This is a genomic window from Shewanella sp. ANA-3, from assembly GCF_000203935.1.
Classification (GTDB): domain Bacteria; phylum Pseudomonadota; class Gammaproteobacteria; order Enterobacterales; family Shewanellaceae; genus Shewanella.
On sequence record NC_008577.1, the window covers coordinates 4,592,238 to 4,606,745 of the forward strand.

Consider the following 14,508-nt stretch of genomic DNA (forward strand, 5'->3'; position numbering starts at 1 on the left):
GGCGTTGCGGCCCATAAGCATCCAATGCTGAACACTCAGTACCCTAAATAGGATAAGGACAAGACCATGACCCAAAGCGCAGGATTACGTTTTCGCCAAGCTCTTGCTAACTCAAAACCGCTGCAAATCGTCGGCACCACTAATGCCTATTTCGCCCTGATGGCGGAGCAAACGGGTTTCCAAGCCCTGTATCTGTCGGGTGCGGGTGTAGCGAACGCCTCCTACGGTTTACCGGATTTAGGCATGACCTCGATGAACGACGTGCTGATCGATGCCGGTCGTATCACTTCAGCAACCCAACTGCCACTGCTGGTCGATATCGACACAGGTTGGGGCGGCGCCTTTAACATCGCCCGCACCATTAAAGAATTTGAAAAAGCAGGTGTTGCCGCCGTGCATATGGAAGACCAAGTATCGCAAAAACGTTGTGGCCACAGACCCAACAAAGCGGTGGTGAGCACAGAGGAAATGGTTGACCGTATCAAGGCCGCCGTCGATGCCCGCACCGATCCTAACTTTGTGATCATGGCACGTACCGATGCGGTTGCCGTTGAAGGTTTAGAAGCGGGTATCGAACGTGCAAAAGCCTATATCGCCGCCGGTGCCGATATGATTTTCGCCGAAGCCTTAACTGAGCTCGACCAATATCGCCACTTCAAGGCGCAGGTTAACGCGCCGATTCTGGCGAACATGACCGAATTTGGCCAAACCCAATTGTTCAACAAAGAAGAACTTGCCGAAGCGGGCGCCGACATGGTGCTTTACCCACTCGGTACTTTCCGCGCCGCTAACCAAGCCGCACTGAAAGTGATGCAAGCGCTGATGAATGATGGTCATCAACGCAATGTCTTAGACACTATGCAGACCCGTGCGGATCTATATAAGTACTTGGGCTACCACGCCTTTGAAGACAAGTTAGATCAATTGTTTAGCCAAGATAAGTAAAAGATAAGTACAGACCATGGACGTCAGTAGAAGCTTAGGCTTCGCGTTGTTACTGATACCCAGATGTGCGAGCCGCGACCTCAAATAACGGCTCATGCATCACCGACACGCTGCAACCCTACATAAGGCCGAAACGAGTATTTCGCCAACATTATGCAGCTTTAACCAAAAAGGTAGACGGCCAATATTGGGCCTGTCTGCAATAACCATAGCGTTAACGGAAGGGAAGGATTATGTCAGACGCAAAAAAATTAAGTGGTGCAGGATTACGTGGCCAGAGCGCGGGTGAAACCGCATTAAGTACCGTAGGTGTATCGGGCAGCGGCCTGACCTACCGCGGTTACGATGTGAAAGATCTGGCCGAAAACGCGACTTTTGAAGAAGTCGCCCACCTCATCCTCTACGGTGAGTTGCCAACCACAGCACAACTCGAAGCCTATAAAACCAAATTAAAAGGCATGCGCGGCCTGCCACAGGCATTAAAAGAAGTGTTAGAGCGCATCCCTGCCGACGCCCACCCAATGGATGTGATGCGTACCGGTTGTTCTATGCTGGGTAACCTCGAAGCCGAGCACAGCTTTAGCGAGCAAAGCCAAATTGCCGACCGTTTACTGGCGGCCTTCCCATCGATCATCTGCTACTGGTATCGCTTTAGCCACGATGGCGTGCGCATCGATACCGAAACCAACGATGAGCAAATCGGTGCCCACTTCCTGCACCTGCTGCACGGCAAAGCGCCATCGGCGCTGCACGCTAAGGTAATGGACGTATCCTTAATTCTGTATGCAGAGCATGAGTTTAACGCTTCAACCTTTACCGCCCGCGTGTGTGCATCGACCCTATCGGATATGCATTCCTGCGTCACAGGCGCTATCGGCTCACTACGTGGTCCGCTACACGGCGGCGCTAACGAAGCGGCAATGGAACTTATTCAAGACATGAAAGACGAAGCCGATGCCCGCGATGTGCTCATGGGTAAACTCGAGCGTAAAGAGAAGATCATGGGCTTTGGTCACGCCATCTACCGTGAGTCAGACCCACGTAACGCCATCATCAAAGAATGGTCTGAAAAACTGGCCGCCGATTACGGCGATGATCGTCTCTACCGCGTGTCAGTAGCCTGTGAAGCCCTGATGTGGGAACAGAAGAAACTCTTCTGTAACGCCGACTTCTTCCACGCCAGTGCTTACCACTTCATGGGCATTCCAACCAAGCTATTTACCCCAATCTTCGTATGTTCACGGGTAACAGGCTGGACGGCGCATGTGATGGAACAACGCTCAAACAACCGCATTATTCGCCCAAGTGCCGACTATGTGGGTGTGGCGTTACGTAAAGTCGTGCCAATTTCGGATCGTTAATCGACACAACTGAAACTGGCGCTTAGGCGTCAGTTTCGCCAACAGAACCCAGTGTGAATAATGTGCAAACTCAAATGTTTATGCACTGATGTAATGAGAATAGGTTAGGTTATGACCACAGCCATGAATACCTTATATCGCAAGCCCTTACCAGGCACCGCGCTCGACTATTTCGATACCCGCGAAGCCGTTGAAGCCATCAGCCCCGGCGCCTACGCGAAACTGCCCTACACCTCTCGTGTACTGGCTGAAAACCTAGTCCGTCGCTGCGAGCCAGAGGCACTCACCGCCTCACTAAAACAAATTATTGAATCAAAGCAAGAACTGGATTTCCCTTGGTTTCCAGCCCGCGTCGTGTGCCACGATATTTTGGGTCAAACCGCGCTGGTTGATCTTGCGGGTCTGCGTGATGCGATTGCCGCTAAGGGTGGCGATCCAGCGCAGGTTAACCCTGTGGTTCCAACCCAGCTGATTGTTGACCACTCGCTGGCGGTGGAATACGGCGGCTTCGATAAAGACGCCTTTGCGAAAAACCGCGCCATCGAAGACAGACGCAACGAAGACAGATTCCACTTTATCAACTGGACGCAAAAAGCCTTTAAAAACATCGATGTGATCCCTCAGGGTAACGGCATCATGCACCAGATTAACCTCGAGCGAATGTCACCTGTGGTGCATGCGCGCGACGGTGTTGCCTTCCCTGATACCTTAGTGGGCACCGACAGTCACACGCCACACGTGGATGCACTCGGCGTTATCGCCATCGGTGTAGGTGGCCTTGAGGCCGAGAGCGTGATGTTAGGCCGCGCCTCTTATATGCGTCTGCCAGACATTATCGGCGTTGAGTTAACGGGCAAACCGCAGCCTGGCATTACCGCTACCGATATCGTATTGGCCCTGACCGAATTCCTGCGTAAGGAAAAAGTGGTTTCATCCTACTTAGAGTTCTTCGGCGAAGGCGCAGAGGCCTTAACTCTTGGTGATCGCGCAACCATCTCTAACATGACCCCAGAATTTGGCGCCACCGCCGCCATGTTCTATATCGACCAACAGACGCTGGACTACTTAACCCTCACGGGCCGTAGCGACGAGCAAGTTAAGCTGGTTGAGACCTATGCTAAGACCACAGGTTTGTGGAGCGACGATCTTAAACATGCCGAGTATCCACGTACTCTGCATTTTGACCTGTCATCGGTTGTGCGCACTATCGCAGGTCCGTCTAACCCACATGCTCGCGTGCCAACCACTGAGCTTGCCGCGCGCGGCATCAGCGGCGTGGTTGAAAACGAGCCCGGCCTAATGCCAGATGGCGCCGTCATTATCGCCGCCATCACCAGCTGCACCAACACCAGTAACCCACGCAACGTGATTGCGGCAGGCCTGCTGGCACGTAACGCTAATGCCAAGGGCTTAAGCCGTAAACCTTGGGTGAAAACCTCACTCGCCCCCGGCTCTAAGGCAGTGCAACTGTATTTAGAAGAAGCCAACTTGCTGCCAGAGCTGGAATCATTAGGCTTCGGTATCGTCGGTTTCGCCTGTACTACCTGTAACGGTATGAGCGGCGCACTCGACCCTGTTATCCAACAGGAAGTGATCGACCGCGATCTGTACGCCACCGCCGTATTATCCGGTAACCGTAACTTCGACGGCCGTATTCACCCTTACGCTAAGCAAGCCTTCCTCGCATCACCGCCATTAGTAGTGGCCTATGCGATCGCAGGTACCATCCGCTTCGATATCGAGAAGGATGTGTTAGGCCACGATAAAGACGGCAACCCAGTTCGCCTTATCGACATTTGGCCAAGCGATGCCGAAATCGATGCCGTGATAGCGAAAAGCGTTAAGCCTGAGCAGTTCCGTAGAGTCTACGAGCCAATGTTTGATTTAAGCGTCGACTATGGCGATAAGGTCACGCCACTCTACGACTGGCGTCCACAATCGACCTATATCCGCCGTCCTCCTTACTGGGAAGGCGCATTAGCGGGTGAACGCACCCTCAAGGGCATGCGCCCACTAGCAGTGCTGGGTGACAACATCACCACAGACCATTTATCACCCTCGAACGCGATTATGATGGACAGCGCGGCAGGCGAATACCTGCACAAGATGGGTCTGCCAGAGGAAGACTTTAACTCCTACGCAACCCACAGGGGCGACCATCTAACGGCCCAGCGTGCCACCTTCGCCAACCCCAAACTCAAAAACGAGATGGCGGTTGTCGATGGCAAGGTGAAGCAAGGCTCACTGGCGCGTATCGAGCCTGAAGGCCAAGTGACCCGCATGTGGGAAGCCATTGAAACCTATATGGATCGCAAACAGCCGCTGATCATTATCGCTGGTGCCGACTACGGTCAGGGTTCATCCCGCGACTGGGCGGCAAAAGGTGTGCGTTTAGCCGGTGTTGAGGCCATTGTTGCCGAAGGCTTCGAGCGTATTCACCGCACTAACTTAGTGGGTATGGGTGTATTACCGCTGGAATTCAAAGCGGGCGAGAATCGCGCGACCTACGGCATCGATGGTACCGAAGTGTTTGACGTTTATGGTGACATAGCACCACGTGCAGATCTGACCGTTATCATCACCCGTAAAAACGGTGAACGCGTCGAAGTGCCCGTGACCTGTCGTTTAGATACCGCAGAAGAAGTGTCTATCTACTCGGCTGGCGGCGTGCTGCAGCGTTTTGCGCAGGACTTTTTAGAGTCAAACCTGAAGTAACTAACGCAAACCTGTAAAACTCGCAAAACAAGTAACATCGCACAAGGGGCGGCGGCTCGACACTGAGGCGCCGCGCTTTGCGACTAACGCAGCGTTTAACAAATAGCTATTCCCCTTGGAGTTAATAGCATGAGCAAGAATCCGTTTCCGCCCCAGATTAAAGTAGCCGCAACTTATATGCGCGGCGGCACCAGTAAAGGGGTGTTTTTCCGTCTGCAAGATTTGCCCGAAGCAGCCCAAGTACCAGGCCCTGCGCGAGATGCGCTGCTGCTGCGCGTAATTGGCAGCCCAGACCCCTATGGTAAGCAGATTGACGGTATGGGCGGCGCTACCTCAAGCACCAGCAAAACCGTGATCCTGTCTAAAAGTACCCAAGCCGACCACGATGTTGACTATCTATTCGGCCAAGTGTCTATCGACAAACCCTTTGTGGATTGGAGCGGAAATTGTGGCAACTTAACCGCCGCCGTTGGTGCCTTTGCCATTAGTAATGGCCTGATTGATGCCGAGCGCATCCCACAAAACGGTATCTGCACTGTGCGTATTTGGCAGGCCAATATCGCTAAAACCATTATTGCCCACGTGCCGATTACAAATGGTGAAGTGCAGGAAACCGGTGATTTTGAGCTCGATGGCGTGACCTTCCCCGCCGCTGAAGTGCAAATCGAATTTATGAATCCCGCCGCCGATGAAGACGGAGACAGTGGCAGCATGTTCCCCACGGGCAACTTAGTGGATGTGTTAGAAGTGCCGGGCATTGGCAGCTTTAATGCGACCATGATTAATGCAGGCATCCCGACCATCTTTATCAATGCCGAAGACTTAGGCTACACGGGCACTGAGCTGCAAGACGATATCAACAGCGATAACGCCGCCCTTGCCAAATTTGAAACCATTCGTGCCCACGGCGCGGTGCGTATGGGACTTATCAAGCATATTGATGAGGCCGCATCACGCCAACATACGCCCAAAGTGGCCTTTGTGGCGAAACCCACCAGCTATGTGTCATCGAGTGGTAAGGCTGTCGCAGCAGAGGAAATCGACCTGCTGGTTCGCGCCCTTTCCATGGGGAAATTACACCATGCGATGATGGGCACAGCAGCCGTAGCGATTGGCACGGCTGCGGCGATTCCCGGCACTCTAGTCAACCTCGCCGCCGGCGGTGGCGAGAAGGAAGCTGTGCGCTTTGGTCACCCATCGGGCACCTTACGAGTGGGTGCGCAGGCCACATTGGAAAATGGCGAATGGACAGTCATCAAAGCCATTATGAGCCGTAGCGCCCGCGTGCTAATGGAAGGCTTTGTGCGCGTACCAACGGCTTAAGCCAAGAAAAGAGTTCAACCAAAGACCTTGCTTCTCCCCCTTCCGGCAAGGTCTTTTTTTATTTGTCTCACAGTGTTATCAGCTTGTGTCGACATACGGTAAAAACTGCTAAAATCCCCCCGACAGCAAATAATAACAACAAGCATTTTGCGTCCTATAAATCCGTGAATATACTGATTATTAATTTTGAAATTTAACTGAGCTGCGTCTTTCGTTGCACTACACGCGGCATCCCCAAGGTAAATGCATAATACCTCCCAGTAATGGGTTAATGGGTTTTGATAGGGGTAATTTTGAGCCATCCAGTCCTTAAACTTTTCTTCGGCGCGCTCTGCTTACTAAGCTTGTGCGGGGCGCCGCTCACAGGCTCAGCATTACCTTTAAATGCGGCTAACACACAGCTGAAATTTGAACATATCCGCAGCGAAGAAGGCTTAAATCAGAATACAATTACCAGCCTGTTTATGGACAGTGCGGGTATGCTTTGGATTGGAACTCAGGACGGCCTACATAGTTACAATGGCTATAATTTCAATCTCTTTATTCATTCGCCAAATAATCCCAGCAGCATTTCAGAAAGCTTTATTTCCGACATTATTCAAGATGCGGAAGGTTATCTGTGGATTGGCACCTTTAGCCAAGGGGTTAATCGGCTCGATCTCAATACGGGGACCTTTGAGCGCTTTGGCCTTGAACAGGGCCTAACCGATCCTAGAGTGACCAAGCTCAATATTGTCGGCAATACGCTGTGGATTGGTACCCAAGGCGGGTTGTTTTCACTGTCGATTAAAACTCAGCGGATCACGCAAGTCTCCCTCGGCAACAGCGTCGAGCCACATATCACTAGCCTCGCCAATGTTGAAAACACCTATCTACTAGCTGGAACAAGGGCCAGTGGCACCTTTGCGCTGAGTTCAAATGCCATCACTAGGCTGAATGTGCCGCAGGATCTGACTGCCTACCAGATTAAAGCGAATTCGACTCGCGCCATCACCTTAGCGTTGGGCAATCAGCTATGGCATTACGATTTGGTTTCACACCAAGGAAGTATTCTCTGGCAGGCAGAGGACGATATTCCTTACCTCAAGGATTTTATTCAAACACCCCAAGGACAGTTTTGGGTGGTCGGTCCCGAAGCGGGTCTTATCCAGCTAGAGCGTGAGGCGGGGCGTTTCGTTGCGGCTTACCATAAATACGATATGCAGCGTCCCAACAGTATCAGCGACAATAATATCCTCTGTTTATTGCAAGACACCTTCGGTAATCTCTGGCTCGGGGGAAGTTATTCTGGCTTGAATAAGATCAACACCCGTCGGCAGTACTTCCAACATCTATTTGAATATACAACCGAATTACCTCAGCAGAGCAATAATATCCGCACCATTTTTCGTAGTCAGGATAAAGCACTGTGGATAGGTACCGAGGGCGCGGGCCTCAAGCGCTTAGCCTTCAATGCTAAACAATATGAACATTACACTTCGGCTTTTGCTAAGGCACTCGGTAAAGAAACGCGCCATTTAAATCTTGTCCTGCGTGCGATCACCCAAGACAGGCAAGGAGTGCTCTGGTTTGCCAGCAATTATGGCTTAGGGCGCTTAACTCCGAGCGGTGAATTTACTCTGCTTAAGCTTACTCAAAGCCAAGATCCGGCCTCAGAAGCGAACTATATTCGTAGCTTAGAGCTGGATGCTCAGGGCCAACTCTGGGTAGCAACCTCCCACGCCTTGTATCGAAAGGCGCTTGAAAAGGATGAGTTTACCTCTGTCCCACTCACAGATATTGAGAATTTTCATCCCACACAAAACCTACTGCTGATACTCAGAGCCGACGGCAATACTCTGTGGATTGGTTCACTCAATGGTTTAGTTAAACTCGATATGCAAACGGGTCAAGGCCAAGCCTTTTACCATGACCCAGAAAATAAAAACACCATTATTAACAATCGGATTCGAGACATTTTAGTCGCAAGTAATGGTGACGTCTGGTTCGCGACCCACGGCGGTATTAGCAGGCTATCGGCTCAAGCCGAGGATATGGTTTTTAGGGATTACACCCGCGAACAAGGCCTGCCGAGCGACACTATTTACGCCCTGCTCGAAGACGATGAGCACCATATTTGGTTCAGCAGCAATGCGGGCATCGGCAAGTTGAATCCGAGCAATGGCAAAATCATCAACTTCAACGAGCAAGAAGGTTTGCAGGCGTTAGAGTTTAACGGCGGCGTCAAACTCAAAGACAGCGATGGCGACCTCTGGTTTGGTGGCATTAACGGCATCAACCGCTTTAATCCTAAGGCGATACCCGACCAAAGAAGCGAAGCCAAAGTCGCCCTAACGGCCTATAAAATTGCGGGTAAGCGACACACTATCCTCGATCTTAGCCATCCGCCTAAAATCCTGATGAACTATGACGACCAGCTCGTCAGCTTTGAGGTCACTTCCCTCGATTTCAGTTACACGGGGAAAAATCGCTTTAGCTATTATCTCGAAGGGTTTGATAACCAATGGCATGATCTGCCCTCGGGGAATGAAATCACCTTTACCAATATCAACCCCGGCCACTATGTGCTCCATGTTCGCCATTCTTTAGAGTACAACAGCGAGGGCAGCTATGCGCTGCTGGTCGATTTAACGGTCAAAGCGCCCTTCTATCGCTCGCAAATTGCCTATGCACTCTATGTCCTGCTAGCACTTGGTCTAATGGGCTGGATAGTGTTGTGGCGTAAACAGAAGCGCGAACAGCAACAAGAGTTTGAAACCAGCATCCGTGCCTCTGAAGAACGACTCAAACTGGCACTGTGGGCCTCGGGCGATGGCATGTGGGACTGGAATATCCAAGAACAGCAGGTCTATCGTACTCATACGGATATTCCGGTTTCCCAGTGGAGCAGCCATACGCTGCTGCACGACAATGCCCACCCAGAGGATAGAGAGCGCTTTAAACAAGTCTTGACCGACCATTTACAAGGGCACACACCGTTTTTTGAAATGGAATATCGCATCGAGCACTCACCGGGCAACTGGCTGTGGATCCTCGAGCGCGGCAAAGTGGTTGAGACCAATAACCAGGAACAGCCCATGCGGATGACGGGCACCACCCGTAATATCACCTCCCGCAAGCTGATCGAGAATGAGCTGGTGCTCTCCTCCCAAGTGCTTAACAGCATGAACGAAGCCGTTGTGGTAGCAGGTTTAGACTATCGTATCCGCTCGGTAAACCCCGCCTTTAGCGCGATTACCGGATATTCGGAGCGGCAAATCAGTGATAAATATTTAATTCACTTAGCCTACAGCCGGCAGCAGCGAGATCTGTTCAACAGTATTGAGCAGCAACTGCTACGCCATAAACATTGGGCGGGTGAAATTTGGATCCGCAACAGGGCGCGTAAGGCGATTCTGGTGTGGCTTGAGATCAACCAAGTGATCGATGTAAAAGGCGAAACTAGCCACTTTGTGGCGGTGTTTACCGATATCACAGAGCGTAAAAAGGCCGAAGAGGATCTCCGCTTCCTTGCCAGTTTCGACACCTTGACTGGACTGCCGAATCGCACCTTATTCCAAGACAGGCTCAATCACGCCATATCCCAAGCCCATAGGTCAAATAATATCGTCGCACTGCTATTTTTAGATCTCGACCGCTTTAAACATATTAATGACTCTATGGGGCACCATATTGGCGATCTGTTACTCAAAGCCGTGGCCCACAGACTGCAAAATGCCGTTCGCGAAGGGGACACTGTGGCCCGCTTAGGTGGCGATGAATTTACCATTATTTTGGAAGGCGTGGCGAAAACCAAAGCGGCGACGCTGATCTCCGAGAAAGTGCTTAAAGCCTTCCAAGCTCCCTTCTTACTCGATGATAAGTCCCTAACCATTTCAACCTCAATTGGTATCAGCCTGTATCCCAACGATGCGGAAGATGTGGATTCGCTGATTAAGTTTGCCGACACTGCCATGTACCACGCTAAGGCGCTCGGGCGGAATAACTTCCAGTTTTACACTAATAAACTCAATGAGATGGCAACACGCCATGTGCAACTCGAGGCGGGGCTTAAGCAGGCTATTTCTCGCAACGAGTTAAGCTTGGTATATCAGCCAAAATTCTGTCTGCGCAAAGGTTCTCTGACCGGACTCGAGGCGCTGCTGCGCTGGCATCATTCCGAACTAGGTCCAATCTCGCCCGCCGAGTTTATTCCGCTGGCGGAGGAAACCGGCATCATTAACCAAATTGGCCATTGGGTGATCAACCACGCTTGCCAGCAACTCGCTGAGTGGAATGAGCTAGGTTTTGGCGATATCAGCATGGCGGTGAACCTTTCGGCCAGGCAGTTGAAGGCCGATATTATTTCGACCATCGAAGTGGCTCTCTCGGTATCAGGTTTACCCGCCAAGGCGCTCGAGCTGGAGTTAACCGAGTCGATGATCATGGGTAATCCGCAGGAGTCGGTTAATATCCTCTCGAAACTCAAGGCACTAGGTTTAACCATCGCGGTGGATGATTTCGGTACTGGCTACTCGAGCCTGAGTTATCTTAAACGTTTCCCTATCGACACCTTAAAAATCGACCGTGAGTTTGTGCGCGACATTACCAACGACCCCGACGATGCAGCCATTACCAGCGCGATTATCGCCCTCGCCCACAGCCTAGAGTTAAATGTGGTGGCGGAAGGGGTCGAAACCCAAGAGCAGCTGAACTTCTTGGCGCTACAAGGTTGCGATCAAGTACAGGGCTTCCTGTTGAGTAAACCACTCAGCGCCCAAGATTGCTTAGCACTGTTGCAACAACGGATAAAATAAAACCAGATAAAAAATAAGGCTCCCTAAAGGAGCCTTATTTCATTGAATCATTTCACGATTAAGGTGCGACACGCTCAACACGTTTCACCCAGCCATCCGGGCCTTGGATATGGCCTTTCTGGATATCGGTGTACAACTTGTAGATACGCTGAATATGCTCACCCACTTCACCGTTGCCCACGGTCACCACTCGGCCATCTTCAAAAATATAGGAACCGACAGCAGATACCACGGCAGCTGTACCAAAACCACCCGCTTCGATAATCTCACCGGATTCTATATCGGCGATAAACTTATCCAGCATAACAGTCTCTTGGCGCACTTCGCAGCCGAGTAACTCACCCAGCTCCATAATGGATTGCGAGGTAATGGATTTTAAGATGGTATCTGTGAAGGTTGGGATGATCACTGTGCCGTCTTTCAGAATGTGGAAGTGGTTCATGGCGCCCGCTTCTTCAATCTGTTGGTTGTTCGCATCTAAATACAGCACCTGTGATGCACCAAACTGCGCGGCAGCTTTACCGGCACGCAATGAGGCAGCATAGTTACCCGCCGCTTTAGAGGCGCCAGTACCACCCGATACGGCGCGATGGTAAGTCTTGCTGATCAGCAGACGAATACCTTTATTCACACCCGCCGCGTAGTAAGCACCACTTGGGCTTAACACCACGCAGAATGTGTAGCGCGTACTTGGACTCACAGACAGACGGTCTTCGGTCGCAAAAATAAAGGGGCGAATGTATAAACAGGCACCTTCTTGCATCGGGAACCAGAGACGGTCTACGTCGATCAAGGCGTTGATCGCATCGATTTGCATCTGCTCATCGATATTAGGAATACAGACAATATCCGCAGAACGATTCATACGCTCGGCGTTTTTGTTGATACGGAAAGTGTAAATTTCGCCATCTTCATGCATAAAGGCCTTAGCGCCTTCGAAGATTGACTGACCATAATGCAGGGCCATCGCACCCGGCGCCATTTCAAACGGACCGTAGGGCACAATACGTGGATCGCGCCATTCACCATCGCGATAATCCATTAAAAACATATGATCGGTTCTGAGGCTACCGAAGCCCACATTTCCTTCGGGCTTGAATTGCTCAGTACGGCGTTCGGACGCAGGTTTTAAATCGTATTTTATTTCCATCGCATACCACCTTGATTACTGAACAAGCAGACTAGGTAGCGGCAGGAATAAAGTCAATAGGTGAGATTCATCTAAAAGTCTTAGCCGATAAAATAAGCGGTTAAAAAGATGTCTTAACAACTTGCCGTTAGGGCAAATCGCTTCATTTGCCTCCCCTTATTGACTTTGAATTTCGTCATGCGGCGCCTCAAGCCAGCCGCCCACGGCTTGTATAGGTTCTTCATTTAGCGTTAACCAGGCCACCCACGCCAAACGAGGCGCGTTAAACGCTGATGCGGGAATGGCATCTAGGGATTGGGTAAACTGCAGCGTAGGGTCTTTGGCGCCCGCAAACAAAGCCGTCGCGGGCAAAGATTGCAAACTCAGCACCACAAAATCATGGGGTAATTGTTTATGGCGATTCTCGCCGCGCTTTATCTCAGTCGTAAACCCCGAACCGACCAAGGCCAAGTGCAAACGCGCTCGATGTAAGTCTTTATCCTGCGCCCAACTGGGCTGCGGTGCAAAACTCGCCTCAAGTTGCTGATTGGCGATGCGCACCTTAAGCACACCGACCTCAGGCTGAGGCATAGCAAATATCCCGTTTAACTCACCCGAGAACCAACCACGACACTCCTTAGCATTAATCACAAACTGTGGCGTATACACTTGCCGCGTATGCTTTTGGTTTAAATGCTGATATTGGCGCTCACTGAAAGCCCTTTGGCCAAAAATATCCTTCCACCCGAGGTAATCCCAATAGGTCACATGAAAGGCTAACGGAAAATATTTCTGCCATAGGTCGGTCTTATTAAATTGCTCAGCTAACCAAGCTTCAGCGGGCGGGCAACTACTGCAGCCCTGTGACGTATAAAGTTCGATAATATAGGGGCGAGCCACGGTACTCTGCGCTTCAAAAGGTGCCAAGGTTTGAGCAAGCACGGGTTGCAACAGCTGCCAGAAAAAAATACTCGCTAATAGGATGCGTTTCATAATTTCTCCTCCCTCAATAGAGAAGAAGACCTTGAATCGCATCCAAATCATTCACACCAGAGGAAAGATGATGTCTGACTACAAAATGATCCCCTGTGCCCACTACGACTACCTTGAGCTAGCTTGTATGCACGGCTATCGCCTCGACATTGAGCTGCAGGACGGCAGCCTATGCCAAGCACGGGCAATTACGACCCAGACCCACGCCGATAAGACCGAATGGCTGGTCGTCGAACATCAAGCTGGCCAGCAAACACTGCGGCTAGATAGCATTATCGCCATCACGCCCACGGATCCCCATGCCAGTTTTGGCCGTGTTATGATTGCGAGCTGGTAGTAAAGGAGCATAAATAAATGACAAGGATGATACTGTTACTGGAATTAGGCGATTGGACTGGTGGTCACCACGGCCAATCCCCCTACTTGGTGGAGTTTGATAGCGAGCGACTCGATTCCCCCTTTGACGTCAGCGAAGGTTGGGGACACGGATTAGGCGGTAGCCGTTATTCGTTGGCACGGTTTGTCGAAACCGAGGATTATCATCAACTCAAACTTCACGCACCTTGGGCCGTGAGCATCATAGCGCAAGGTTTACCAACGCTGGATATTGAGGCCATCTCCCAAGCCTTGCTGGCGCAGTATGCATCAAACAGCCCACATATTCCGGCAAACTTAGCCCACTATTTCTAACTGAAGAGCTTGTGCTAGTTAAAGATCGCGCTCTAATGGAAGGTCGCGTTGCGTAACCTTGTTACGGTAGATTTGCCGCAGCATTTAGGCTGCTATGGTTGAGGGCGTGTAAAGCCAAGTTCAACTTAGCTTTACTACTTACTGAGATAAGAAGCGAATTACGCCTTAGCGACCGCTGCAATCACAGAAACTTCAACCAGATATTCAGGCTCGGCAATCGCTGCCTGCACACAGGCACGGGCTGGCGCATGTCCCTGTGGCACCCAAGCATCCCAAACGGCATTCATAGCATCGTAGTCATTCATATCTTTTAAATAGATAGTGGCTGACAACAAGTGCTCCCGAGAACTGCCCGCCTGCGCTAACAGGGTGTCGACTTCCTCTAGCATAGTCATCGTTTGTTCGGTGATGTTTTGATACTTATCCTTTGCCACTTGGCCACATAAGTACACTGTGCCTTGGTGGATCACTATGCTGCTCATACGTGTACCAACATCTAAACGGGTAATGCTCATAGGGATAATCTCTTAAATCAAATGGTTAATTCTGCGGACAT

The 14,508-nt window shown here is 50.9% G+C and carries 10 protein-coding genes; 7 read left to right on the plus strand and 3 right to left on the minus strand.

Annotated elements, in window-relative coordinates:
• Window positions 1-66 precede the first annotated feature (66 nt).
• The 5 genes from prpB to SHEWANA3_RS20010 all read left to right on the plus strand — a co-directional run bounded on the left by prpB (window position 67) and on the right by SHEWANA3_RS20010 (window position 11,140).
• Window positions 67-945 (plus strand): methylisocitrate lyase, encoded by an 879-nt coding sequence (gene prpB / locus SHEWANA3_RS19990; RefSeq protein WP_011624869.1) that lies wholly within the window; start codon window positions 67-69, stop codon window positions 943-945.
• 233 nt (window positions 946-1,178) lie between these two features.
• Entirely contained in the window at window positions 1,179-2,306 is a 1,128-nt protein-coding gene (prpC, locus tag SHEWANA3_RS19995) for a 2-methylcitrate synthase (RefSeq protein ID WP_011718564.1), read from the plus strand.
• A 111-nt stretch (window positions 2,307-2,417) separates the two neighbouring features.
• A complete protein-coding gene (gene acnD, locus SHEWANA3_RS20000; RefSeq protein ID WP_041412835.1) occupies window positions 2,418-5,021 on the plus strand; it encodes a Fe/S-dependent 2-methylisocitrate dehydratase AcnD in 2,604 nt (867 codons plus the stop codon).
• Between the two features lie 129 nt (window positions 5,022-5,150).
• On the plus strand, window positions 5,151-6,344 hold the full coding sequence (gene prpF, locus SHEWANA3_RS20005) for a 2-methylaconitate cis-trans isomerase PrpF (RefSeq protein WP_011718566.1): 1,194 nt from the start codon (window positions 5,151-5,153) through the stop codon (window positions 6,342-6,344).
• Window positions 6,345-6,622: 278 nt separating this feature from the next.
• Complete coding sequence (locus tag SHEWANA3_RS20010) at window positions 6,623-11,140, plus strand: EAL domain-containing protein (protein ID WP_011718567.1); 4,518 nt, start codon at window positions 6,623-6,625, stop codon at window positions 11,138-11,140.
• Between the two features lie 58 nt (window positions 11,141-11,198).
• Here SHEWANA3_RS20010 and SHEWANA3_RS20015 read toward each other — a convergent pair whose 3' ends face one another.
• Both SHEWANA3_RS20015 and SHEWANA3_RS20020 read right to left on the minus strand, forming a co-directional pair.
• Complete coding sequence (locus tag SHEWANA3_RS20015; protein WP_011624359.1) at window positions 11,199-12,290, minus strand: branched-chain amino acid aminotransferase; 1,092 nt, start codon at window positions 12,288-12,290, stop codon at window positions 11,199-11,201.
• Window positions 12,291-12,446: 156 nt separating this feature from the next.
• A complete protein-coding gene (locus tag SHEWANA3_RS20020; RefSeq protein WP_244096580.1) occupies window positions 12,447-13,262 on the minus strand; it encodes a DUF1223 domain-containing protein in 816 nt (271 codons plus the stop codon).
• A gap of 70 nt (window positions 13,263-13,332) precedes the next feature.
• Here SHEWANA3_RS20020 and SHEWANA3_RS20025 point away from each other — a divergent pair, with 70 nt between their 5' ends.
• Window positions 13,333-13,599, plus strand: coding sequence for a Rho-binding antiterminator (locus SHEWANA3_RS20025; protein ID WP_011718569.1), 267 nt, complete (start codon window positions 13,333-13,335; stop codon window positions 13,597-13,599).
• Between the two features lie 17 nt (window positions 13,600-13,616).
• Complete coding sequence (locus SHEWANA3_RS20030) at window positions 13,617-13,952, plus strand: hypothetical protein (protein ID WP_011718570.1); 336 nt, start codon at window positions 13,617-13,619, stop codon at window positions 13,950-13,952.
• Between the two features lie 158 nt (window positions 13,953-14,110).
• Here the strand turns inward: SHEWANA3_RS20030 and SHEWANA3_RS20035 are convergent, their stop codons facing one another.
• Complete coding sequence (locus tag SHEWANA3_RS20035) at window positions 14,111-14,467, minus strand: RidA family protein (RefSeq protein ID WP_011718571.1); 357 nt, start codon at window positions 14,465-14,467, stop codon at window positions 14,111-14,113.
• Window positions 14,468-14,508 lie beyond the last annotated feature (41 nt).